17 protein-coding genes are annotated in these 21,626 nt (G+C 67.7%); 12 read left to right on the top strand and 5 right to left on the bottom strand.

Going from position 1 to position 21,626, the window contains the following annotated elements:
• The first annotated feature begins 16 nt into the window (after positions 1 to 16).
• The 4 genes from ACFY5D_RS00495 (at position 17) to ACFY5D_RS00480 (ending at position 4,988) form a co-directional block, all read left to right on the top strand.
• A complete protein-coding gene (locus ACFY5D_RS00495; protein WP_387523528.1) occupies positions 17 to 607 on the top strand; it encodes a TetR/AcrR family transcriptional regulator in 591 nt (196 codons plus the stop codon).
• Positions 604 to 2,244, top strand: a complete 1,641-nt coding sequence (locus ACFY5D_RS00490; protein ID WP_387523525.1) for an FAD-dependent oxidoreductase — start codon at positions 604 to 606, stop codon at positions 2,242 to 2,244. Before ACFY5D_RS00495 ends, ACFY5D_RS00490 begins: the two co-directional genes overlap by 4 nt.
• A complete protein-coding gene (locus ACFY5D_RS00485) occupies positions 2,241 to 3,185 on the top strand; it encodes a diacylglycerol/lipid kinase family protein (protein WP_387523522.1) in 945 nt (314 codons plus the stop codon). The genes ACFY5D_RS00490 and ACFY5D_RS00485 overlap by 4 nt, the downstream gene beginning before the upstream one ends.
• Before the next feature lie 297 nt (positions 3,186 to 3,482).
• Positions 3,483 to 4,988, top strand: coding sequence for a DUF4389 domain-containing protein (locus tag ACFY5D_RS00480; protein ID WP_387523519.1), 1,506 nt, complete (start codon positions 3,483 to 3,485; stop codon positions 4,986 to 4,988).
• Positions 4,989 to 5,282: 294 nt separating this feature from the next.
• On the opposite strand, the gene ACFY5D_RS00475 is transcribed toward ACFY5D_RS00480, so the two are convergent.
• A complete protein-coding gene (locus ACFY5D_RS00475) occupies positions 5,283 to 6,149 on the bottom strand; it encodes a VOC family protein (protein ID WP_387523516.1) in 867 nt (288 codons plus the stop codon).
• Positions 6,150 to 6,241: 92 nt separating this feature from the next.
• The gene (locus ACFY5D_RS00470; RefSeq protein WP_387523513.1) at positions 6,242 to 7,756 is read right to left on the bottom strand and encodes a PucR family transcriptional regulator; all 1,515 of its coding nucleotides are present in this window, start codon (positions 7,754 to 7,756) and stop codon (positions 6,242 to 6,244) included.
• 181 nt (positions 7,757 to 7,937) lie between these two features.
• Between ACFY5D_RS00470 and ACFY5D_RS00465 the strand changes: the two genes are divergently transcribed.
• On the top strand, positions 7,938 to 9,341 hold the full coding sequence (locus ACFY5D_RS00465) for an MFS transporter (protein WP_387523510.1): 1,404 nt from the start codon (positions 7,938 to 7,940) through the stop codon (positions 9,339 to 9,341).
• Positions 9,338 to 10,336, top strand: a complete 999-nt coding sequence (gene speB, locus ACFY5D_RS00460) for an agmatinase (RefSeq protein ID WP_387523508.1) — start codon at positions 9,338 to 9,340, stop codon at positions 10,334 to 10,336. Before ACFY5D_RS00465 ends, speB begins: the two co-directional genes overlap by 4 nt.
• 84 nt (positions 10,337 to 10,420) lie before the next feature.
• On the opposite strand, the gene ACFY5D_RS00455 is transcribed toward speB, so the two are convergent.
• Positions 10,421 to 10,741 (bottom strand): GYD domain-containing protein, encoded by a 321-nt coding sequence (locus ACFY5D_RS00455; protein ID WP_387523505.1) that lies wholly within the window; start codon positions 10,739 to 10,741, stop codon positions 10,421 to 10,423.
• Between the two features lie 324 nt (positions 10,742 to 11,065).
• Between ACFY5D_RS00455 and ACFY5D_RS00450 the strand changes: the two genes are divergently transcribed.
• The 5 genes from ACFY5D_RS00450 (at position 11,066) to ACFY5D_RS00430 (ending at position 16,784) form a co-directional block, all read left to right on the top strand.
• Positions 11,066 to 11,488, top strand: coding sequence for a YkvA family protein (locus tag ACFY5D_RS00450; protein ID WP_387523502.1), 423 nt, complete (start codon positions 11,066 to 11,068; stop codon positions 11,486 to 11,488).
• A gap of 610 nt (positions 11,489 to 12,098) precedes the next feature.
• Entirely contained in the window at positions 12,099 to 13,430 is a 1,332-nt protein-coding gene (locus ACFY5D_RS00445) for a heparan-alpha-glucosaminide N-acetyltransferase domain-containing protein (RefSeq protein ID WP_387523500.1), read from the top strand.
• A gap of 71 nt (positions 13,431 to 13,501) precedes the next feature.
• Positions 13,502 to 14,419: a ketopantoate reductase family protein gene (locus tag ACFY5D_RS00440; RefSeq protein WP_387523497.1), complete on the top strand. Its 918-nt coding sequence runs from the start codon at positions 13,502 to 13,504 to the stop codon at positions 14,417 to 14,419.
• A gap of 152 nt (positions 14,420 to 14,571) precedes the next feature.
• Complete coding sequence (locus ACFY5D_RS00435) at positions 14,572 to 15,822, top strand: CaiB/BaiF CoA transferase family protein (protein ID WP_387523494.1); 1,251 nt, start codon at positions 14,572 to 14,574, stop codon at positions 15,820 to 15,822.
• Positions 15,819 to 16,784 (top strand): hydroxymethylglutaryl-CoA lyase, encoded by a 966-nt coding sequence (locus tag ACFY5D_RS00430; protein WP_387523491.1) that lies wholly within the window; start codon positions 15,819 to 15,821, stop codon positions 16,782 to 16,784. The genes ACFY5D_RS00435 and ACFY5D_RS00430 overlap by 4 nt, the downstream gene beginning before the upstream one ends.
• Positions 16,785 to 17,284: 500 nt before the next feature.
• Here ACFY5D_RS00430 and ACFY5D_RS00425 read toward each other — a convergent pair whose 3' ends face one another.
• Positions 17,285 to 18,457: a hypothetical protein gene (locus tag ACFY5D_RS00425; protein WP_387523488.1), complete on the bottom strand. Its 1,173-nt coding sequence runs from the start codon at positions 18,455 to 18,457 to the stop codon at positions 17,285 to 17,287.
• A 34-nt stretch (positions 18,458 to 18,491) separates the two neighbouring features.
• Positions 18,492 to 20,045 (bottom strand): signal recognition particle protein, encoded by a 1,554-nt coding sequence (ffh, locus tag ACFY5D_RS00420; RefSeq protein ID WP_387523486.1) that lies wholly within the window; start codon positions 20,043 to 20,045, stop codon positions 18,492 to 18,494.
• Between the two features lie 114 nt (positions 20,046 to 20,159).
• Here ffh and ACFY5D_RS00415 point away from each other — a divergent pair, with 114 nt between their 5' ends.
• Positions 20,160 to 21,599: a glucose-6-phosphate dehydrogenase gene (locus tag ACFY5D_RS00415; protein WP_387523484.1), complete on the top strand. Its 1,440-nt coding sequence runs from the start codon at positions 20,160 to 20,162 to the stop codon at positions 21,597 to 21,599.
• Positions 21,600 to 21,626: the final 27 nt, after the last annotated feature.

The following is a 21,626-nucleotide window of genomic DNA, read 5'->3' as shown; positions in this document are numbered from 1 at the left end:
GGATACAGTGTGACACATGTCGTCACAACGTACCATCATGCAAAGCGACGAAAAGTTGCTCACCGCCACCCGGGACTCGGTGATCCTCCATGGCGTGCGGAGGACCACCGCCAATGACATCGCCGAGCGTGCGGGTGTTTCCCGCATGACGTTCTACCGGCGCATGGGCTCGGTGGAGAACGCGGTGCTGCAGACCCTGACCCGCGAGTTCCGCTCCTACTCGACCTCCGTGCGGACCGGGACCCCCGAGGGAACCGGGCGCGAGCAGCTGGTCCACTTCGCCGTCGAAAGCGTGAAGGTGTTCGCCACCTCGCCGCTGCTCGCCTCCATCGGCGAGCGCGATCCCGAGTTCCTGATCCCCTACGTGACGGACAGGTTCGGCTCCAGCCAGCAGCTGATCCTTGACCAGGTCCGCTCGCTGATCGAACTCGGCGAGGCCGACGGGAGCATCGAGGCCGGCCCCGGCACCGCGACCACGCTGCTGCTGGCGCTGCAGGGCGTGGCGCTGTCCTCCAAGGTCCTGCTGAAGCTCGGGGCCTTCGAGGAGTCCCTGGCCGAACTGCGGAAAATGCTTGAGCGGTACCTCACCCCCGGGAGCGCATCATGAAAACGACGGACACCGGCAAGGCCGGCTCCAACAGCCCGTTCACGGACGGGACATGGATCAACGACGCCACTCGTGCGCGCGCGCTGGGCCACGTGGCCGCCAACACCGTCGACGTGGCCGTGGTGGGCGGCGGCATCACCGGCGCCGGGGTTGCCCTTGACGCGGTGAGCCGGGGGCTGAGCGTGGCGCTCATCGAAAGCAACGACTTCGGTTCCGGCACCAGCGGCTACAGCTCCAAGCTGGTCCACGGCGGGTTGCGCTACCTCACCAAGGCCGACTTCCCCGTCGCGTGGGAGTCCGCGGTGGAGCGCCGCTGGCTCATGCAGAACATCGCCCCGCACCTGGTGCACCCGCTGGGCTTCGTCATCCCCGACGCCAAGGGCTCCCCCGCCCACGAGGCCGTGGTCGCCGGGGCCGGCGTGGTGCTCTACGACCTGCTGCGCCGGGCCTCGGGACTGCGCGGCACCACGCTTCCCCGCCCGCAGCTGCTCTCCAGCCAGGCGGTCTCCGCCATGGTCCCGGCGCTGGAGGCCAAGAGCCTGCGCCGGGGGCTGCTCTACTGGGACGGACAGGTGTTCGACGACGCCCGGCTGGTGCTCGGCGTGCTGCGCACCGCCGCCGGGCTCGGTGCCCACGTGATGCGCGACGTGAAGGCAACGGCCATGGACGCCACCTCCGTGACGGCGAGAGACACGCGGACCGGCGAGCCCGTGAACATCACGGCGCGGGCGGTCGTGAACGCCACCGGCGTCTGGGCCGCGGGCTTCAACGAGACCCTCGAGCTGACCCCCAGCCGCGGGACCCACCTGGTGGTGCGTTCCGCGCGGCTGGGCAACCCCCATGCCGCGCACACCGTCCAGGTCCCCGGGCACTTCGGCAGGTACGTGATCGTGCTGCCGCAACCCACGGGTGTCGTGTACATCGGCCTGACCGACGAAGAGGACCGCCATGCAGACGGCCACCGGCCGGAGGTGCCGGAACACGACATCGACTTCCTGCTCGGGGTCGTCAACACCGCGCTGGCCGTGCCGCTGACCCGCGCGGACGTGGTGGGCACCTTCGCCGGGCTGCGCCCGCTGGTGCGGGACAAACACGTCGGGAGCAAGGAAGGAACCGCCGACATTTCCCGGCGGCATCTAGTCACCGACATCCCGGGGCAGCCTCTCACGGTGGTGGGCGGCAAGCTCACCACCTACCGGAGGATGGCCCAGGACGCGGTCGACGCGGCGGCCGCGCGGCTCGGATCCACGGCACCCAGCCGCACCAAGAACCTGCCGCTGGTGGGTGCGGCCCGCAGGAGGGTCCTCAGGGGACTCAACGCCCCGGCCCGACTCGTCCGGAAGTACGGGACGGAGGCGGAGACCGTGCACCGGATTGCGCTGGAGGACCCGCTGATGGCGGAGCCGATCTTCGACGGCACCGAGATCACCGGCGCCGAGCTGCTGTTCGCGGTGCGCGCGGAGGGCGCCTCGAGCATCGACGACCTTCTTGACCGGCGCACCCGTCTGGCCCTGGTGCCCCAGGACGCGGAACGGGCCCGCGAGCGTGCCGGACTCATCCTGGAGATCGGCTTCGACGCACGCAGCGAAGGAGCCGCGGGCAGCGAAGGCACGCACAGTCAGGAAACGGCGAAATGAGCGGATTCGCCGGCGGCCCGGTGCTGCTCCTGGTCAACCCGACGGCCGGGCGTGGGCGCGGGCTGCGCCTGCTGCCGCGGGCCGTCCGGGCTCTGGAAGCCGCCGGGTTCACGGCAACGGTTTCCGTCACCGACAGCCTCGATCAGGCCACCGAACGGACCCGGGCCGCGGCCAGGGGGTCGCTGGTGGCGGTCCTCGGCGGGGACGGCTTCCTCGGGGCCGCCGCGGCCGGTGCCGCGGAATCCGGCGCGGTCCTGCTGCCGCTGGCGGGCGGCCGCGGCAACGACACCATCAGGCGGCTGGGGCTGGACCTCGACCCCGCCAAGGCCATCGGCAGGATCAACGGCCTTGCCGTGCGCGAGCTGGACCTGGGGCTCGTCGACGGGCGGGCCTACCTCGGCGTGGCGAACGTCGGGTTCGACGGGCTGGCCAACGAGTACGGCAACAGCGCCCGGATGAACCTGGGCCCGTTCACCTACCTCTACGGAGGGCTCAAGGCCCTGGTGCTCTGGAGGAACGTGAGGTTCACACTCACCGTGGACGGGCGGTCCTCGACCTTCCCGGGGTGGTTCATCGCCGTGGGAAACGTCGGCCAGTACGGCGGCGGGCTGCGGATCTGCCCCGAGGCGAAGGCGGACGACGGCCTGCTGGACGTCGTCTCGCTGGGGCGCGCCACGGCCCTCGGCGTCGCGCTGACGTTCCTGCGCTCCTACCGGGGCAGCCACCTCCGGCAGGCCAACATCGGATCCTTGCGGGGGCGCACCGTGGAAATCAGCGCCAACAAGCCGCTGAACATCTACGCCGACGGCGAGATGGCCGGCCCGCTTCCGGCAACCATCCGGATCGGGACCCGGGCGGTCGGCGTGCTGGCACCCGCGGACTCGCCCGCGTTCGGCCGAACCCGCACAACAGGTTTCGAAGCCGATCCCGCCGTGGCCTAGACCCATGGCCGGAACCAAGCCGCCGCCGCGGCACGGGCCGCCGCGGGCCTTGAAAGCGGCCGTTGCCGGGAGGAGGATTGCGGCATCCGGCACCGGCGGTTCCGCCGCCAGGCGATTCCCGGCCCAATCCCTGCCACGTGGCAAGCCCGGGCCGCGGCCCGAGGCCAGGGGCCCGCGGAGCCGCTCCGAAACCCATCCCGGCACCGGGACGATCACCTCGGCGGGCGATGACCTTTGCATCTGGTTGCGGGTCGAGGGTTCCGCGGGAGTGGCAAACAACGAATGGGGTGTGATGACATGACGGTCAATCCAACGGCCGAGGGCGGGACGCCCGGCCCGGGCGCTGCTCGCAACACAGCCGTGGGCGGAGTCATCGCCCTGGCGCTGGGCCTCCTGCTCGCGCTGGTCGGCATCGGAGCGATCATCGGCGGCGCCGCCTCCGCCGCGGTCCTGTCCAAACAAGGACCGGACGGCTATCTCAGCACCCCGATGCGTGGATTCTCCGCCACGTCCTACGCACTGACTTCTCCCCCCGCCCGGATCGGCACCGACACGATTTCCCCCAACCTGGGCAGCCTGCGGCTCTCGGCCGAGTCCACGGCACCCGGCGGCCAGGTCTTCATCGGTGTTGGCCCCAAGAGCGACGTCGACCGGTACCTCGGCGGCGTCCACGCCACCGAGGTCACCGGCGTGGATACCTCGCCATTCCGGGTCCAGTACCGGGACATGCCGGGAACCGCCGTTCCTTCCCCGCCGGCCGGGCAGGGCTTCTGGGTCGCCTCCGCTTCCGGGCCGGGCACCCAGCAGGTGACCGTTGACCTGCGCAGCGGCGACTGGGTCGTCGTGATCATGAATGCCGACGCATCCGCCGGGATCACGGCCAACGTGCAGGCCGCGGTCCGTTTCGAGCTTTTCGGGGCGCTCTCCCCCGTCCTGTGGATCGTGGGAATCATCGCCCTGGCCATCGGCGCCGGGTTGATAGCGCTCGGCGCCGTCGCCCTCGGCAGGGGGACGCCCGGCCACTCGGCCTCGGGCCCAGCCACAGGGAAGGAGTACCCCGCGCGGCTTTCCGGGCGCCTTGATCCTCAGCAGTCCCGTTGGCTGTGGCTGGTCAAGTGGCTTCTGGCCGTTCCCCACTTCATCATTCTGGTCTTCCTGTGGATCGCCGTCTTCTTCACCACTGTCATTTCGGGATTCGCCATCCTGTTCACCGGCCGTTACCCGCGCCCGCTCTTCGACTTCGCCGTCGGCGTCCTGCGCTGGAGCTGGCGTGTCTCGTTCTACGCCTACTCGGCCCTGGCCACGGACAAGTACCCTCCGTTCACCCTGGCTTCCACCGACTACCCGGCCGACTTCGAGGTCGACTACCCCGAGCGTCTCTCCCGCGGGCTCGTCCTGGTCAAATGGTGGTTGCTGGCCATCCCCCACCTGCTCATCGTCTCCATTTTCACGGGAACCGCCTGGGCTTCATGGAACGGCAACGACGCCGGGGCCTCGTGGGACGCCAACGGCAACTGGGCATCCGACGTCGGGCGCGGTGCCGGGTTCTCCCTGCTGGGCATCCTGGTTCTGATCGCGGCCCTCATGCTCCTGTTCACCGGCCGGTACCAGCGCCCGCTCTTTGACCTGGTCATGGGAATCAACCGGTGGATCTACCGCGTGACTGCCTACACCTTCCTCTTGCGGGACGAGTATCCGCCCTTCCGGCTGGACCAGGGGCCGGACGACCCGGCCAGGGCAGACTTTCCCACGGGATTGGCAGCTCCCTCGCCGACCGGCACCCCGCCGCCGCCTACGGAGTAGCGGTTCCGATGAGCCCGCCGTTCCAGATGCCGCGCGGGATTCCCCGGGGTCCCAAGACCGGCACGTATGCTCGAACCGCCCGGGTGGAGGCGACACGCGCATTCGGGCATCGCCCCGGAGCGGCTTCCGTCCACGTTGCCAGCGGGGCACCCGGAAACGGCGAATGCGGCCCGGATCTCCGGAGCCGCATTCGCCGTCAATCATGACGGGGGCAAGATTCGATCGATGGCGCCCCTACCCGATTCGCCTGATCGCAAACGGGTGTTCCGGCGCCCTTGTCAACGCAGCGTTGCCTCAGCCAACGGCGACGCGCAGCTGGTTGCGCCACGGATCCTCGAAGCGCAGCTCGGCACCGGTGTGGTGGCTGGCGACGCCGGCGACCTTCAGGCGGTCGGCGAGCGCGCCCACCTCGTCGGCGTTCGGAACGGTGATCAGCACCTCGCCAAGGCCCAGGGTGTCCTTGCGCGGCCCTGCGCCGCGGGAGTTCCACACGTTCATGGCCATGTGGTGGTGGTAGCCGCCGGCAGAGACGAACAGCGCCTGGCCGTGGAAGCTGGTGGTCTTGGCAAAGCCGAGGGTGTCGACGTAGAACCTCTCGGCGGTCGGCACGTCGCCGACCTGCAGGTGCACGTGGCCGATTCCGGCGCGGGTCGTGCGCAGCTCGCTGACCGCCTGCTCGTTCAGGTGCTTGTTTAGGTAGTCGTTCGGATCTAGGTGAATGGTGTCCATGGCAATGGTGTCGCCGTCCCACTTCCAGGTGTCGCGCGGGCGGTCGAAGTACAGCTCGATGCCGTTGCCCTCGGGGTCGTTGAAGTAGAAGGCCTCGGAGACCAGGTGATCGGAGCTGCCGACAAACAGCGAGCCGTCGAACTGGGCTGCGGACAGCACGGTTGCGGCCAGGTCGGACTGGGTGTCGAAGAGCAGCGCGGTGTGGAAGAGGCCGGCTTCGCCGCGGCCGGGCAGGTTCAGTCCCGTCCCGTCTGAGAGGTGGACGAGTTCCAGGCCCTGGCGGCCCAGTCCCACTCCCTGCGCGGATTCGGACACGACCTCGAGGCCGAGCGCCTTCTGGTAGTAGCCGCTCATGTTCTTCATGTCGCCGACCTTGAGCATCACGGTGCCCATGGCGAGGTCTGCGGAGAGTTGGTCTTGGGTGGTGCTCATGGCTGCCGATCCATTCTGCGTGGAGGTGGGATTGTCCTTGCTCCAAGTATGGCACAATTTGGTTGAAGCTACAACCTTTTGCTATGCCGGGCTCAGTCGCCGCCCGCAAGACCCGCCATTTCCAAGGAATCCCGGGCCTGGACCGCCAGCCACAACTGCGCCACCGTGGACGTTTCAGCCAGGTCCAGCCCCGTGAGTTCGGCGATCTTCCGGATCCTGTAGATGACGGTTTGTCGATGCGTAAAGAGTTCGGCCGCAGCCTTTTGCGCCGACCGCTGGTTCTTGAGATAGGCACGCAGCGTCGACATCAGCTCGGCGCCGTGGGCGCGGTCGTGTTCCAGCAACGGACCCAACAGCCGGTGAACCAGCGCCTCGCCGTCGCGGTAACCGTTGAGCCCGAACCAGGAGGTCTCCGCCGAATACCGGACATGCCTTTCCCCGCCGGACCGGGCCATGCCAAGCGCCCACACCGACTCGCGCAATGCCCGCTGGAGGCCCTCCGCGCCCACCGGCGTGCTCAGCCCCAGCGAATCATTCCCGTCAATGACATGCAGAAGCGTTTCGACCGAAGCGTCTGCGGAAATGACCAGGTGGAGCCTCTCCCCGCCGTCGACGCAGACACTGTTGACCCCGTGGCGCCACAGCGCGCGATGCACCTCGGGCAAGTCGAACCCCTGTCGCGAAGCCAGTGAAAGCACCCGAACACCTTCCTCGGGGAGCGAAAAGTCCGCGAGTCGCCGGGCAGCCTCGGCGGCCCCCAGGCGTCCGCCGAAGGCCTGGAGCAAGAATTCGCCCCCGGTGCGATACCTGCCTTCCATGGCCAGCGCCGAGCGGGACAACCCCAGGCCAAGCACCGTGGCAGCGTGCAAAAGCACCACACCGTCCGGGGTCGACTCGGAATCCGGCAACACCACCAGCATCGCGTGTCCGTGTGTGGGAATGTCCATGAGCAGCACCGACCGACCGCCATCCTGGCTCCAGTGAAAATGCCGGGATCCGACCTCGGACTTCTCGCTGGCCTCGGCCACCTGCCGGAAAACCTCCCTCGGCAGCCCCCGGTCCCCGGGTTGCCAGGGGTGCAGGCACCTGCGGTCCACCACAAACAGCCGTGCGGAGATTTCCCCTCCGATGCCGGCCAACAGTTCGCTCCACGTTTCACCAGGAGTCGTGGCCTTGCGCAGCAAGTCGTAGACCCGCGCGGTTTGCTTGACCCTTCGGGATTCCTCCAGGAGCGCCGCCTCGGCAATGGACCTGGATATCGCAATGAACGGCAGGGGGTACGGCACATTGAGCAGGGGCAGCGGCAGCGAGTCGCAAGCCTCAAGGAAGTCATCGGTGAAGGCCGGGGCGTGCATCTTTTCGCCGACGGCCAGGCCGCTTGCGCCCGAGGCGACCAGCGCGCGTGCCATCTCAACCTGGCTCGACGCATCGGCGGGGATCGAAAGCCCGTTGGTCATCAAGAGCACCCCGCCGGAGATCCATTCCCAGAGGTTGGGAAGGTCGGAGGTATGCGACCAGGTGATGGAGTTTTCCAGCCCTGCCTCGCCCGCCAGGATCCCCAGGCCCAGGTGCGGCTCCGCGAGGAGCTCCTTCACGGTCATCGACATTCGGCACGCCTTCACATTCGGATACAAAGCCCACCCCATTGAATCCCGGCATTCATACAAATGTCTAGAGCGGTGTTTCAATTGTTGACACCCGTTGATTGATCGAGTGACGCCCGTCACCAATCATTGAGATACAAACTTCCCGCCCAGCCCCTGGGCACTTAGAGAAAGAAGGGTCGCAATGAGCTCCTCCGTTCATCTCATTGATGACGCGCCGCTGACCCGATTCCACAAGAAGCTGACCACCTTTTCCTCCGGCGGTCCGTTCATCGACGGCTACGCGCTGTCCATCATCGGGATCGCCCTCATCACCATGACCCCGGCGCTGGACCTGGGGCCATCGGAAATCGGCATGGTCGGTGCAGCCAGCCTGGTTGGAATCTTCTTCGGAGGCGGCGTCTTTGGCTGGGTGACCGACAAGGTCGGTCGCCACACCATGTACATCCTGGACCTGATCGCCCTGGCCGTCTTCTCCATCCTCAGCGCGTTCTCCACCGATATCTGGCAACTGGTGCTTTGGCGCTTCCTGCTGGGAGTTGCCATCGGCGCCGACTACCCCATCGCCACGTCGCTGCTTGCCGAGTTCCTTCCCAAGAAGCACCGCGGCCGGCTGCTCGGGGCGACGTTCGTGGTCTGGGCCATCGGCGCCGCCGCGGCCTTCGCGGTCGGCTACGCCCTGCGCGACGCGGGCCCCGACGCCTGGCGCTACATGCTCGCCAGCCCCGCGATCTTCGCCATCATCACCCTGCTCTTCCGCCTCGGGACACCCGAGTCCCCACGCTGGCTGCTCTCCCGCGGCCGGGTCGACGAGGCCCGCGCCGTCATCAAGAAGGTCTACGGCGAGAAGTACGACATCGAGTCCCTCGGCGAAACCACCGAAGACGGCAGCAAGCAGGCCAAGTTCACTGACATCTTCAACCGGAAGTTCTGGCGGCGGACGCTGTTCGTTTCGATCTTCTGGACCGCCCAGGTCATCCCCCTCTTCGCGGTCTACACCTTCGCACCGGACCTGCTGGCGTCCTTCGGCATGGACGGGGACGCAAACCTCTACGGCGGCTCGCTGCTGATTTCGCTGATCTTCGTCGTCGGCGGCATCCCCGGACTGTGGCTGGTCGAGCGCATCGGACGGCGCAAGCTGCTGCTCTGGTCCTTCGGCATCATCGTGGTGGCCCTCGCGGCACCGGCGTTCATCCCCAACGTCGCACCCCAGACGCTCTTCACCGCCCTGGCCATCTTTGCACTGGCCTCCGGCGCCTCGAGCTTCCTCGAGGTCGTCTACCCCAACGAGCTCTTCCCCACGGAAATCCGCGCCACCGCCGTCGGATTCGGCACGGCCATCAGCCGCGTCGGTTCCGCCGCCAGCACCTACCTCATGCCCGTGGCCATCATCTCCTTCGGTGCCGCCGGGGCGCTGATGATCGGCGCCGGCATCTCCCTGGTCGGACTGATCGCCACCTTCCTGCTGGCGCCCGAAACCGCCAACCGCAGCCTCTCCGAGACCACCTCGCGTGACGGCCGCTCCGAGGACGCGGAACACACCAACCTTGAACCACTCAACGTCGAACTAGAAGGAAAACTGTCATGAGCACCCACAAGCCGATCGGCCCCGTAGACGCCACCAAGGTACCCCGCTTCGCCGGCCTGGGAACCTTCGCCCGCCTTCCCCAGATCGACGCGGTCCCGGACTACGACATCGCCATCCTCGGCGTCCCCTTCGACGGAGGCACGTCCTTCCGGCCCGGCGCACGCTTCGGCCCCTCCGCGGTCCGCGAGGCCTCGCGGCTCCTGCGCCCCGGCTACCACGTGGAGCTCGACGTCATCCCCGTGGAAATGGCACAGGTCGTCGACGCCGGCGACGTGGCCTGCACCCCGTACAACATCACCCGCGCGATCGAGCAGATCGAGGAACAGGCGCTCCCGCTCCTGGCCAAGGACAAGCGCGTGATCGCCATCGGCGGCGACCACACCATCGCCCTTCCCATGCTGCGGGCCGTCAACAAGGTCCACGGCCCGGTGGCGCTGCTCCACTTCGACGCCCACCTGGACACCTGGGACACCTACTTCGACGAGCCCGTCACGCACGGAACGATGTTCCGCCGGGCCTTCGAGGAGGGCCTGCTGATCGAGGACAAGTCGATGCACGTGGGCATCCGCGGACCGGTCTACGACAAGGACGACTTCCTGCGCGACCACGAGTTCGGCTTCCAGATCATCCGCAGCACCGACATCGACGAGATCGGCGTCGCCGCGGCGATCCAGAAGGTCAGGGACCGTCTGGGCGACACCCCGGTCTACCTGTCGGTCGACATCGACGTCCTGGACCCGGCGTTCGCCCCGGGAACCGGAACCCCGGAAATGGGCGGGCTGCACTCCCGCGAGCTGCTCCGCCTCATCCGCGGCCTGAACGGAATCAACATCGTGGGTGCCGACGTCGTCGAGGTCGCACCGGCCTACGACCACGCGGACATCACCTCGCTGGCCGCCGCCACCCTGGTCTTCGACATGATGGGCCTCATGGTCAACGGACCGCAGTCCTTCGCCGAGGCTGGCGAGGACGAGCTGGAAGGCGCCGCGGTCTAACCCGTCCCGCACGGCAAGGTGTGCCGCCGATCCCCCGACGGGATCGGCGGCACACCTTTTGCGTCTGGTGGCGGGGCCGGCGTCCTACTGTCCGGGGGCCCGGTATGACGGCGTCTTCTGGGCCGCTTCGTCGATATCCTCGGGAGTCATGAGCGGCTTCAGGTGCAGGTTCACCGTGCCCGTCGAATTGATCAACAGCGACAGCGCCACGGCGCTGGCCTGGTCCGGGATGTCAAAGACCCCCAGGACGTCGGTCTCCCCGAACGCGTAGTAGAAGCTCTCGAGCGAGCCTCCCACGGACTTGAGGGCCGCGTCGACGGCATCGCGGCGCTTGGTGCCGCCGTCGCGCATGAGCCCCTTGACGCCTTCGCCCACGTAGTTCGCTTCGAACAGATACTTGGTCATGGTCTTTCCTGTCCCGTGAAGTCCGGGACGCGGGGATCCCACGGTGCGCACGACGCTCATGGTGGGAAGGTCCCGGAGCTGTTCCCCGCAATGGGGCTTCACGCACATGGTAGGCGCTCGGCTTCGCACAGACAACGGTTCACCGGGCTCCGGGCCCTACGCCCGCGCCGACGAACAAGCATCCGGGCAGCCCTTGGTCTGGCGGCCTTGCAGGGCCATGATGGCATGGTCGTGGGCCGACCCATTGCCGGGACCGGCAACCCTCAACCGCGCCGTCGGGGAAGCGCGCCACGCATCCAGGTACACCTCCGAAGGAGTCGCGGCATGAACTGGTGGGACGTGCTGATTGCCGTCGTCGGCGGCGTGGTCCTGGTCTACGCCGCGTTGCTGGTCTTGCTGGCTCTTTACGCCTGGCGCCACCCTGAGACGGTGGGATTCAAGGACGCCCTGCGCCTGTTGCCGGACCTGCTGGTCTTGCTGCGGCGCCTGGCCGCCGACCGGAGCCTGCCATTCGGGATCCGCGCCAGGCTTCTCCTGCTGCTTGTCTACCTCGCCTCGCCCATTGATCTGGTCCCGGATTTCCTTCCGGTCATCGGGTATGCCGATGACGCGATCATTGTGGCTTTGGTCCTGCGCTCCGTCATTCGCAGGGCGGGCGACGCCCCGCTGGGCCGGCATTGGCCCGGAACCCCGGCCGGCCTGGCCCTCGTTCGGCGGCTGGCAGGCACGGCTCCTCCCCCGTCATGAGCGGCACATGACCACACTGGCCGGCGGGCACGCCCAGTCAGGGAACCGACCACTCCTCGGTGCCACGGCACTCGATTTCGTACTCGCTCACCGGGCATTCAAGCGTTCCGTGTTGTTCGTCCGGGAGCTCACGCCAGGTCCCCCGGCATTCCGGACCGCGACCCGTGATTGCCACACGGAGACGACGGGAAGAGCGGCGAAAACTATGACCTCCAGCCCTGTTGGGGGTACTCTGCACCCAAGGTTCCGCCTAACATGAAAGAAGACTGCAGGGGCACGGCGGAACGCATCCGGTGAGGAAAGCGGGGCCGCTGGAGCGGCGCTTGGGAAAGCAAGAAGATGGTTCGGCGGCGGAAGGGCAGACAGGACGATCAGAGCCAGGGCGTCCGGATTCGGCACAAGCATCCCCCCGTTTACGTACGCAGCGATTTTCCCACAGCATGGCAGCGGAACCTCGGGCGCGGAGTCCCCGTCCGAACCGGCAACCGCCAGCCACCAGCACGCCGATGTCTCCGAAGGGCGGGACAGCTACTCCGCGACGGATTGATGGCAACGATGCTGCTCTCGGGGGGTGACCAGATAGCAACTGAGCTGAACCACGAGGTCCATCATGAGCGCTGCACCGCAGAATCCGGAGTCGGCGACTGAAACCACTGCAACCCCAGCGGCGGGGCCGCCTGCGGCGTATTCTCCGACCCGCCGCGCCATGGGCGTCGACGTTGCCAGGGCGGTGGCGTTGATTGGCATGGTTGCCGTCCATACCTTCCCTGTGCAGCACGTGGACGGCGCCATGAGCTGGCCCTTTGCCGTTTTCGGCGGAAGGGCCGCCGCCTTGTTCGCCGTACTCGCCGGGGTATCCATTGCCTTCGTTGAGAAAAGGTCCCGCGGCCAGCTCCACGGCCGCACGCTGGCCGCCGACAGGGCGGCATTGGTTGTCCGGGGCCTGCTTATTTTGTTGATCGGCCTGCTGCTGGGCCACCTGGAAACGGATATCGATACGATCATTCCCTACTTCGGCATCCTGTTCATTCTGGCCGTGCCGTTCTATGGCCGTTCCTCACTGTTCCTGCTGATCGCGGCACCGATCTTTGCGATCTTCGGATCCGTCCTCCGCCACCTGCTCAACGGCAAAATCCCCGAACAAGTCGATCCGGAGGCCGACTACACCCTGGTCACCGCAGCGCGGCAGCCGGTGCTGTTCATCCTCGATATGTTGGTGACCGGCTTCTATCCAACGATCTTGTGGATGGCCTACCTCTGTGTGGGAATGGTCCTCGGCCGCCAGGTACTCACGTCGAGGAAGGTCGCGCTCAAGTTTGTCGGTTGGGGTGCGGCGCTGGCCATCTCCACATGGGTGCTCTCGAAGGTCCTGCTGGGCCCCGCCGGGGGCATGCAGCGCCTGGTCGAGGCAACGCCGTCACTCAGCACGGCGGACATCACCGATCTGCTGATATACGGCCCGGAATCCAACTTGATGCCGAACACGACGTGGTGGTGGCTGGCGACGGTTGCGCCATACTCCGATTCCCCGCTGAACGTCCTGCACAATCTTGGCACGGCCGTGGCCGCCATAGGCGTCGTCCTGCTCCTGACCCACTCCGGCGGCAAGGTCTTCTCCCCCTTTGCGGCGATCGGGATGATGACACTGACCCTCTATTCGGCGCACTGCATCGTATTCATGCTCGAGGTCCTGGACGAAACACGGCCGGTGGTATCGCTGTGGGTCCAGGTCATCTCCTTCATGTTGTTCGCGATGGTGTGGCGCAGTTCCATCGGCAAGGGCCCGCTTGAATCCATCATCTCCGAAGCCAGCGACTGGGTCCGCCAACGGGTTCGGACACCCCGGGAGCGGCCGCGGAGGGGGAAGCCCGCGGCGGATCGGGCCGCGTCGGGGGACATCCGGATGACGGCACCGCTACGGCGTCCGGACGGAACGTCATGACGAACGACCGGAACGCCGAAGATGCAAGGAATGCCGGGCAGATCCAGCCGCAAATATGAGGTGGGTAGACGATGAAAACACTGATAGTCGGGGCCGGAGCGACGGGCGGGTACTTCGGGACACGCCTGGCCCAGGCCGGCCGCGACGTAACTTTCCTGGTCCACCAGCATCGGTTCGACCAGCTGCGCAACGGATTGCACGTCTATGGACCGGGATATGACGAGACGGTTCCGGTTCGCACCGTTACCGCCGGGCAGCTGGACGGCACCTACGACCTGGTGCTCCTGATGGTCAAGGCATGGTCCCTGGAATCGGCGTTGCGGGACATGGCTCCGGCCGTCGGGCCGGGCACCACCGTGCTGCCGCTTCTCAACGGCCTGGCCCACCTGGAAACACTCAACGAACGGTACGGCCGGGACGCCGTCCTGGGAGGAATCGTCCGAGTGGTGTGCACGGTGACCCCGGACGGCTCGGTATTCCAGATGAAACCACACGCCTCCATGACCTTCGGCGAGCAGGACGGGAAGCCGACGGAACGCCTGGCGCGCATCGGCCGGGAACTGGCGGCGCCGGGCTTCCGCATGTCCATCGCCGAGGACATCCTGGCCTCCATGTGGCACAAATGGTCGTTCATCGCCGCGGGCGGGATCATCACCTGCCTGATGCGTGGCACGATCGGCGATATCATGGCCGCCCCGGGCGGGAAGGAATTCGTGATGGACGTCATCGCCGAAACCGAGCGGGTGGCCGAAGCGGCCGGGTACACCGTCACGCCGGCCGCGCACGCCGCTAGCCTGGAAATGTTCACCGAGGAGGGCTCGGTCTTCACGTCCTCGCTCTACCGGGACGTGTTGGCGGGTTCCTCCCACGAGGGGGAACACCTGCTCGGCCAGTTCGCGGCCGTCGCTGACAGGGTCGGCGTGAAGGTCCCGCTGGCGCGGCTGGCCTTGACCCAACTGCGGGTCCACGACCAGGCCAGACGCCGGTAGCCTAGAATCTGGTCCGGACCACGGGCCGGAGCATTGGTCGGCCCCCGGTCCCCCGCGGTTTTCCGGCGCCCTTCGCTGGGCACCGGCCGAACCGCGAGGCCCGCCACGCCAACTGCCCGCCCGAGACATACCGAAATCTTGAGGAAAGAGCCATGACACAGACACCCATCGCCCCGCTGGAAGGCGTGCGCGTCCTCGAACTCGGCAACTACATTGCCGCACCCACGGCCGCCCGGCTGCTGGCGGACTTCGGGGCCGAGGTGATCAAGGTGGAGCGGCCGGGCACCGGCGACGAGCTGCGGAACTGGCGCCTGCACAAGGGCAATACGTCCATGTTGTACCGGACGATCAACCGCAACAAGAAGTCCGTGGTGCTGGACCTGCGCACGAAGGCGGGCCGCCAGGCGGTGCTGGAATTGGCGGCGAAGTCGGACATCCTGCTGGAGAACTTCCGCCCCGGCACGCTGGAGAAGTGGGGCCTGGGACCGGAAGTGCTCAACGGGGTGAACCCGGAGCTGGTCATCACCCGGATCTCCGGGTTCGGCCAGACCGGACCGATGTCCGGGAGGCCCGGATTCGCCGCGGTGGCGGAGTCCTACGGCGGCCTGCGCAACCTGGTCGGTGACCCGGACCGCGCGCCGGTGCGGGTGGGTGTCTCGATCGGCGATTCCATCGCGGGCCTGTACGCGGCCTTCGGATCCATGATGGGCCTTTTCCAGCGCGAAGCCAGGCGGCGGACGGCGGGTTCGACGGTCGGGCTGCAGGAGCGGATCATCGACGTGGCGCTGAACGAGGCGGTGTTTTCGATGATGGAATCCCTGGTCCCGGACTACGAGGCGTACGGCGTGCTGCGCGAGCGCACCGGCGGGCGGATGGAGGGCATCGCCCCCTCGAATGCCTACCTGTGCGGCGACGGCGCCAGCATCGTGGTGGCCGGCAACGGCGACTCCATCTACCAGCGCTACATGGAGACCATCGGCCGGCCGGAGCTGGGCGCGGACCCGGGGCTGCAGACCAACGCCGGCCGCTGGGACCGGCGGGAGGAACTGGATGCGGCCATCGGCCAATGGGCCGCGCGGCGCACCGCGGCCGAGGCCCTTGACGCCTTGGCCACGGCCGGGGTTCCGGCGGGGCCGATCTACACCGCCGCGGACATCGTCGCCGACGACCAGTACGCGGCACGGAACATGATCCAGAAATTCGATGTCTCCACCGGCGAGGAGACGCTCACGGACATCGGATTCCCGGGCATCGTCCCGGTGATCGGCGGGCAGTCGCTGCCGATCCGGAACCTCGGGCCGGACCTCGGCGAGAACACGGAGGAAGTCCTGGGCGGGCTGCTGGGCATGGATGCGGACCGGATCGACGCCGCCACCGGCCGCGGGGAAGGAACGAAGGCGTGAACCACACCCTGGAACCCCGCGCGGAACTGCGCGACGTCACCCTGCGCGACGGGCTGCAGCTGACCGGCAAGGTGCTCTCCGCCGAGCGGAAGGCGGAGACGGTCCGGGAACTGCTGCGCCTGGGCGTGCCGTCCATCGAGCTCGGCTCGATGGCCCGTGCCGACCTGGTGCCGACCATGGCCAACACCCTGGAGGTCGTCCGTGCCCTGACCGCGGCGGAACTGGAAAAGTGCTGGATCTGGGTGGCGACCCCCGGCCACGTGGCCAAGGCCGCCGCCGCGGGCGCACGGAACTTCCAGTACTGCCTCTCCGCGTCCGATTCCCACAACCAGGCGAACATCGGCCGCAGCACGGACGCCAGCCTCGAGGCGCTGCCACAGGCCGTGGAGCACGCCCGGAAGGTCGACGGACGGATCCAGCTGTGCATCGCCACCTCCTTCACCTGCCCCTTCGAGGGCCCCGTGCCCGAGGAACGCGTGCTGTCCATCGCGAACGATCCGCGGGCCGAGGGCACCTGCGACATTGTCATCTGCGACACCCTGGGCCAGGCCGTTCCGGCGCAGGTGGCCAGCCTGGTGGGCCGGGTCCGCGACGAGTCGCCCGCGCGGCGGATCGCCTACCACGGACACGACACCTGGGGCCTGGGAGTGGCAAACACGCTTGCCGCCATCGGCGCCGGAGCCACCCTGGTGGACGGGGCGCTGGGCGGGCTCGGCGGCTGCCCGTTCGCGCCGGGCGCCAGCGGCAACACCTCCACGGAAGACATCCTCTTCGCCACCCGACCCGGGTGGCTGACCCCGGACACCTTCGCCGGCCTGGTGCGGCTTTCCGAGGACCTGCTGGAGGAGCTCGGCGAACCCAACAGATCCAGGGCGGCCCAGGGAGCCCGTTCCAGGGCCGCCGCCTTCGAATGGGTCATTGGCTCCGGCCCTGCGCCCGGGGGTTCCGGGCAGTCGGCGTAGGGAAGCGGCCGCCGGGCATAACGACGCTGGCCCGGCGGCATCCACGGGACGAAACTCCACGGGATACGTGCCGAAATTCTGGTCTCTTGGCCACTAGCCAACGAACCGCGAACGTGTCTAGCCTAAAAAGGAATCTTGCGGGTAGGCCTAGTTACCCTAGGGGTCGATCATCGGTCGTTGGCATCCACATGAACGCCGTGGATGTCCGATTCAACTCCGGGGCTATTTGTTCTAGTCCCCCAATGCACCAGAGCCGGTGCCAGCCGTGCGCGTGATGAAGCGCTCTGAAAGGTCGTGGAATATCGTCGATCCGGTTATCCATGTGACGGCAACACCAAATGCCCGCAATATGGTTTCGATCGATGACTGGGCCTGACCGCAAGATTCCGGAAGGATTCGGACCCGGTTCCCGAGCCGAAGACGGGGACACTGTACTTAAGGTTGTGGCCCGGATGCATGTGCATCCGGGCCACAACCTTGTCCTGCCTTGTACTGCGGCGCTACTTGGAGCGACGGGTCTGGCGCGACCAGCGCACCAGGCCAATGGCGAGGTTTCCCACCGAGTTCACGATGCCACCGGCAACGATGACTACCAGCAGCCACCGTGCGATCCAGGTATCGTTCCAATCGGTGAGCAGGATGACCATGGCAAAGAACGCGGCTTCCGCGACACCCCACGCCAACTGGGTCTGCGGGCGCCATGAGAAGGGGTTGAAGAACTTCTTGATGCCCGTGGCCTCGCGGGCATCGGCCGCCATGCCGGCCGCAATCGAGCCGGTGAACCCCCGCGGTTCCACGGCCACGGCCGAGTCCGGGACCGGGGCCTGCTCCAGGTAGTCGGCCAACTCGGGCGGCTTGCCGAAGATCTGCAGCACGCGCTTGATCGCGTCGATGCTTCCGCTGCCGCTCAAGGCCTGGTCCAGCTGGCGGATTTGGTCCTCCGAGACGCCGAACTCGTGCAGCTCGGCGATGGCCTCGGTATCCGGTTCCGCCCATTCGCGCTGGAGGAACGCGGTGGCGTCGGCCGCCGGGGTCCCGGGCGCCGCGGCAATCACGGGTTCCACGAGAACCGACCACCCGTGGCCGAAGCCCGGGTAGCCGTGCAGCTTCCTGCTCTGGCCCTCGAACCAGAAGACCATGGAGAACCGCGGCCCCATGCGGCTGAGCATGATGGCCGGCAACGCGGACCTGGAAAGCATGATTTCGGGCATGTAGCCCTCGTGGACCGCAACGTCCGAGGACCCGGTGGAGAAGTACTTCCAGGCGGTCCTGGTGACCCCGGCAAACACGGCCACCTCGGACTCCCTGAAGGAGCCCAGCAGCACCGAGCGGCCCCCGCGGACGTGTTCCAGGCGGGGGTCCTCGATGGGTTCCCCGCCCTCGGCGTCGGCACCGTCGAAGTCTGCGTGGACCGCCCCGGTGCCGCGCTTGAGCGCGATGGCAAAGCCCTCGATCTGCTGGCCCAGGCTGGTGTTTCCATCCTCGTCGGCCATGACTATGTACCCGTCGGGGTTCACCGCGATCGCCATTTCGACGACGCTGAGTTCCCCCCAGGCCACCGGCGCGGCGAGCAGCGAAATGCTGCGGCGGGCCGCCAGCAGGTCGCGGACCCGCGCATGCGGGACGGCCCCGTCCTCCTCCTCGAAGATCAACGCCAGGGAGGCGATCAGCATTTCGGGCCGATCGCCTCCCTGGTTCCCTTCGGGACTACTTGCCAAGGAACTTCTCAAACCCCTTGGGCAGGTTCATGTCGGCCGGGTTGAATTCCTTGTTTCCCGCCCCGAAGGCCGCGCCGCTCGGGGCCTTCTTGGCGGCCGCGGCCGCAGCTTCCAGCTGTGCGGCCTTGGCCGGGTTGCCGAACTTCTGCTTCTTCTTGTTGGCGCCCTTGGCCGCGGCCTTGCGGGCACCGCCCTTGCCGCCGGGCATGCCCGGGATGGCTCCGCCGGAGGCCAGCTTCTTCATCATCTTCTGGGCCTCGCCGAAGCGCTCGAGCATCGAGTTGACCTCGGAGACGTGCACGCCCGAGCCCTTGGCGATGCGCGCGCGGCGCGAGCCGTTGATGATCTTCGGTGCCACGCGCTCGTGCGGGGTCATCGAGCGCACGATGGCCTCGATGCGGTCCATCTGCGACTCGTCGAACTGCTCGAGCTGCTGGCGGGAGATCTGCGCGCCGGGCATCATGCCCAGCAGCTTCTTCATCGAGCCCATCTTGCGGATCTGGGCCATCTGCGCCAGGAAGTCGTCGAGGGTGAAGTCCTCGCGGTCGGCGAACTTCTTCGCCATGCGCTCGGCTTCGCCCTTGTCCCAGTTGGCCTCGGCCTGCTCGATCAGGGTGAGGATGTCGCCCATGTCGAGGATGCGGCTGGCCATGCGGTCCGGGTGGAAGATCTCGAAGTCGTCCAGGTTTTCGCCGGTGGAGGCGAACATGACGGGCTTGCCGGTCACCGAGGCGACGGACAGCGCGGCGCCGCCGCGGGCGTCGCCGTCGAGCTTGGTCAGCACCACGCCGGTGAGGTCCACGGCGTCGTTGAAGGCCTGGGCGGTGTTGACCGCGTCCTGGCCGATCATGGCGTCGATGACGAAGAGCACTTCGTCCGGGTTGATGGCGGCGCGAATGTCCGCCGCCTGCTGCATCATCTCGGCGTCGATGCCCAGGCGGCCGGCGGTGTCGACGATGACCACGTCGTGCAGCTTGGTGCGGGCCTCGGCCACGCCGTCGCGCGCAACGGCCACCGGGTCGCCGGTTGCCGCCTCGAACTCGGAGGAGACGCCCGGGTGCGGTGCGTACACCGGCACGCCGGCGCGTTCGCCGTTGACCTGGAGCTGCTTGACGGCGTTGGGGCGCTGGAGGTCGCAGGCGACCAGCAGCGGGGTGTGGCCCTGGGACTTCAGGTGCTTGGCCAGCTTGCCGGCCAGGGTGGTCTTGCCGGCGCCCTGCAGGCCCGCGAGCATGATGACCGTCGGCGGGACCTTGGCCAGGTTCAGGCGGCGGGTCTCCCCGCCCAGGATGCCGACGAGCTCCTCGTTGACGATCTTGACGATCTGCTGGCCCGGGTTCAGCGAGGCGGAAACCTCTTCGCCCAGGGCGCGTTCCTTGACCTGGGCCACGAAGGCGCGCACCACGGGAACGGCCACGTCGGCGTCGAGCAGGGCACGGCGGATCTCGCGAACTGTGCCGTCGATGTCGGCCTCGGACAGCCTGCCCTTGCCGCGAAGGTTCTTGAAGGTGGATGTCAGGCGATCGGAGAGTGAATTGAACACGTGCCGTGCACTTCTTTCGTTGTGGGATTCAGGCGCGGTCTAACCCGCTGGACTCAACATCCAAGATTACCAAGTTCACGAGCCGGATTGTGCCGGACATGGCAGTCTAGGGGTGTGAAACTTGATTCAGGCGCCTCTTACGCGGTCCATGTACGCACGTTGTTGATCCTCGGAGCCTCCGGCGACCTGACCGGAAGGCTGCTGTTGCCGGGCCTCGCACGGCTTATCGCCTCCGGCCGGGCGCCCGGAATCACGCTGGCCGGCGCCGGCGCCCCGGGGTACTCCCCCGAGCTGTGGGCCGAGCGCGTAAAAACCGTATGTGAAGCGGCCATGAAGGACGCGACCGAGGCCGGGGCCGCCCAACTGCGGCAGGTCGTCGAGACGACCTCATATGCCGAACTGGACGTCACGGCGCCCGGCGAGCTGGCCGGGCTGGTCGGCACCCTCGAGGGGCCCGTGGCCCTGTACTTCGCGCTCCCTCCGGCCGTCAGCCAGAAGGCCTGCGAGGTGCTGGAGCCCGGTGAGCTGCCCGAATCCACGCTCCTGGTCATGGAAAAGCCGTTCGGGTCCAACGAGGAATCGGCCCGCGAGCTGAACCGCACGCTGATCCGCCTGGTGCCCGAACAGAACATCCACCGCGTCGACCACTTCCTGGGCAAGGGCACGGTGTTCAACATCCTGGGCCTGCGATTTGCCAACCGCCTGCTGGAGCCGCTGTTCACCGCCGAGCACGTGGCCAAGATCGAGATCTTCTACGACGAGGAACTCGCCCTGGAGGGACGCGCCGGCTACTACGACCGCGCCGGCGCGCTGCGCGACATGATCCAGTCCCACCTGCTGCAGGTGCTGGGGCTGCTGACCATGAATGCCCCCGCGACCCTGTACGAGCGCGACGTGCGCGACCACCTGGGCTCGGTGCTGCGCGCCACGGCCCTGGCCGGGACCCCGCAGGACTCGACGCGCCGGGCGCGCTACACCGCCGGCACGTCCAAGGGCCGGCCGGTTCCCGACTACGCCGGCGAGTCAGGGGTCGACGCCCACGCCAGGACCGAGACCCTGGCCGAGGTCACGCTGAACATCAACAACTCCCGCTGGGCCGGCGTCCCGTTCATCCTGAGGGCCGGCAAGGCGCTGGGACGGGTGCGCAAGGAGGCGATCGTGACGTTCCGCCCGGTGTCACACCTGCCCACCGGCTTCAAGGGAACGGACGAGCCGACCAAGCTGCGCATCGGGTTCGGGCCCGACACCCTGGAACTGGACCTGGACGTCAACGGCCCCGGCGACCTGTACACGCTGGACCGGGTGACTCTCGGCGCGGAGCTGAACTCCCCCGACCTGCTCCCCTACGGCGAAGTGCTGCTCGGGGTGCTCTCGGGCGATCCGACGCTGTCGGTGCGCGGGGACACCGCCGAGGAATGCTGGCGCATCGTGGACCCGATCCTGGCCGCGTGGGCCGCGAACGAGGTCCCGATCGAGGAGTACGCCGCCGGCGGGAACGGGCCGCAGGGCTGGGAGACCAACTGCACCCTGCCCCCGGCGCAAGCGCGGGCCTAGCGGCGACCCGTGCCCGCGCCGGCGCGG

It is taken from the genome of Paeniglutamicibacter sp. NPDC012692 (genome assembly GCF_042901625.1).
In the GTDB taxonomy this organism is placed as follows: Bacteria; Actinomycetota; Actinomycetes; order Actinomycetales; family Micrococcaceae; genus Paeniglutamicibacter.
This window is presented reverse-complemented; position numbering and strand designations above follow the sequence as displayed.

What these genes read in the sequence shown, in the direction of transcription:
- ACFY5D_RS00425 (WP_387523488.1), bottom strand. Translation starts at nt 18,457, where the DNA reads ATGCTGATCGCCTCCCTGGCGTTGATCTTCGAGGAGGAGGACGGGGCC.
- ACFY5D_RS00495 (WP_387523528.1), top strand. Translation starts at nt 17, where the DNA reads ATGTCGTCACAACGTACCATCATGCAAAGCGACGAAAAGTTGCTCACC.
- ACFY5D_RS00450 (WP_387523502.1), top strand. Translation starts at nt 11,066, where the DNA reads ATGAACTGGTGGGACGTGCTGATTGCCGTCGTCGGCGGCGTGGTCCTG.
- ACFY5D_RS00435 (WP_387523494.1), top strand. Translation starts at nt 14,572, where the DNA reads ATGACACAGACACCCATCGCCCCGCTGGAAGGCGTGCGCGTCCTCGAA.
- ACFY5D_RS00485 (WP_387523522.1), top strand. Translation starts at nt 2,241, where the DNA reads ATGAGCGGATTCGCCGGCGGCCCGGTGCTGCTCCTGGTCAACCCGACG.
- speB (WP_387523508.1), top strand. Translation starts at nt 9,338, where the DNA reads ATGAGCACCCACAAGCCGATCGGCCCCGTAGACGCCACCAAGGTACCC.
- ACFY5D_RS00455 (WP_387523505.1), bottom strand. Translation starts at nt 10,741, where the DNA reads ATGACCAAGTATCTGTTCGAAGCGAACTACGTGGGCGAAGGCGTCAAG.
- ACFY5D_RS00465 (WP_387523510.1), top strand. Translation starts at nt 7,938, where the DNA reads ATGAGCTCCTCCGTTCATCTCATTGATGACGCGCCGCTGACCCGATTC.
- ACFY5D_RS00480 (WP_387523519.1), top strand. Translation starts at nt 3,483, where the DNA reads ATGACGGTCAATCCAACGGCCGAGGGCGGGACGCCCGGCCCGGGCGCT.
- ACFY5D_RS00440 (WP_387523497.1), top strand. Translation starts at nt 13,502, where the DNA reads ATGAAAACACTGATAGTCGGGGCCGGAGCGACGGGCGGGTACTTCGGG.
- ACFY5D_RS00470 (WP_387523513.1), bottom strand. Translation starts at nt 7,756, where the DNA reads ATGTCGATGACCGTGAAGGAGCTCCTCGCGGAGCCGCACCTGGGCCTG.
- ACFY5D_RS00445 (WP_387523500.1), top strand. Translation starts at nt 12,099, where the DNA reads ATGAGCGCTGCACCGCAGAATCCGGAGTCGGCGACTGAAACCACTGCA.
- ACFY5D_RS00475 (WP_387523516.1), bottom strand. Translation starts at nt 6,149, where the DNA reads ATGAGCACCACCCAAGACCAACTCTCCGCAGACCTCGCCATGGGCACC.
- ACFY5D_RS00490 (WP_387523525.1), top strand. Translation starts at nt 604, where the DNA reads ATGAAAACGACGGACACCGGCAAGGCCGGCTCCAACAGCCCGTTCACG.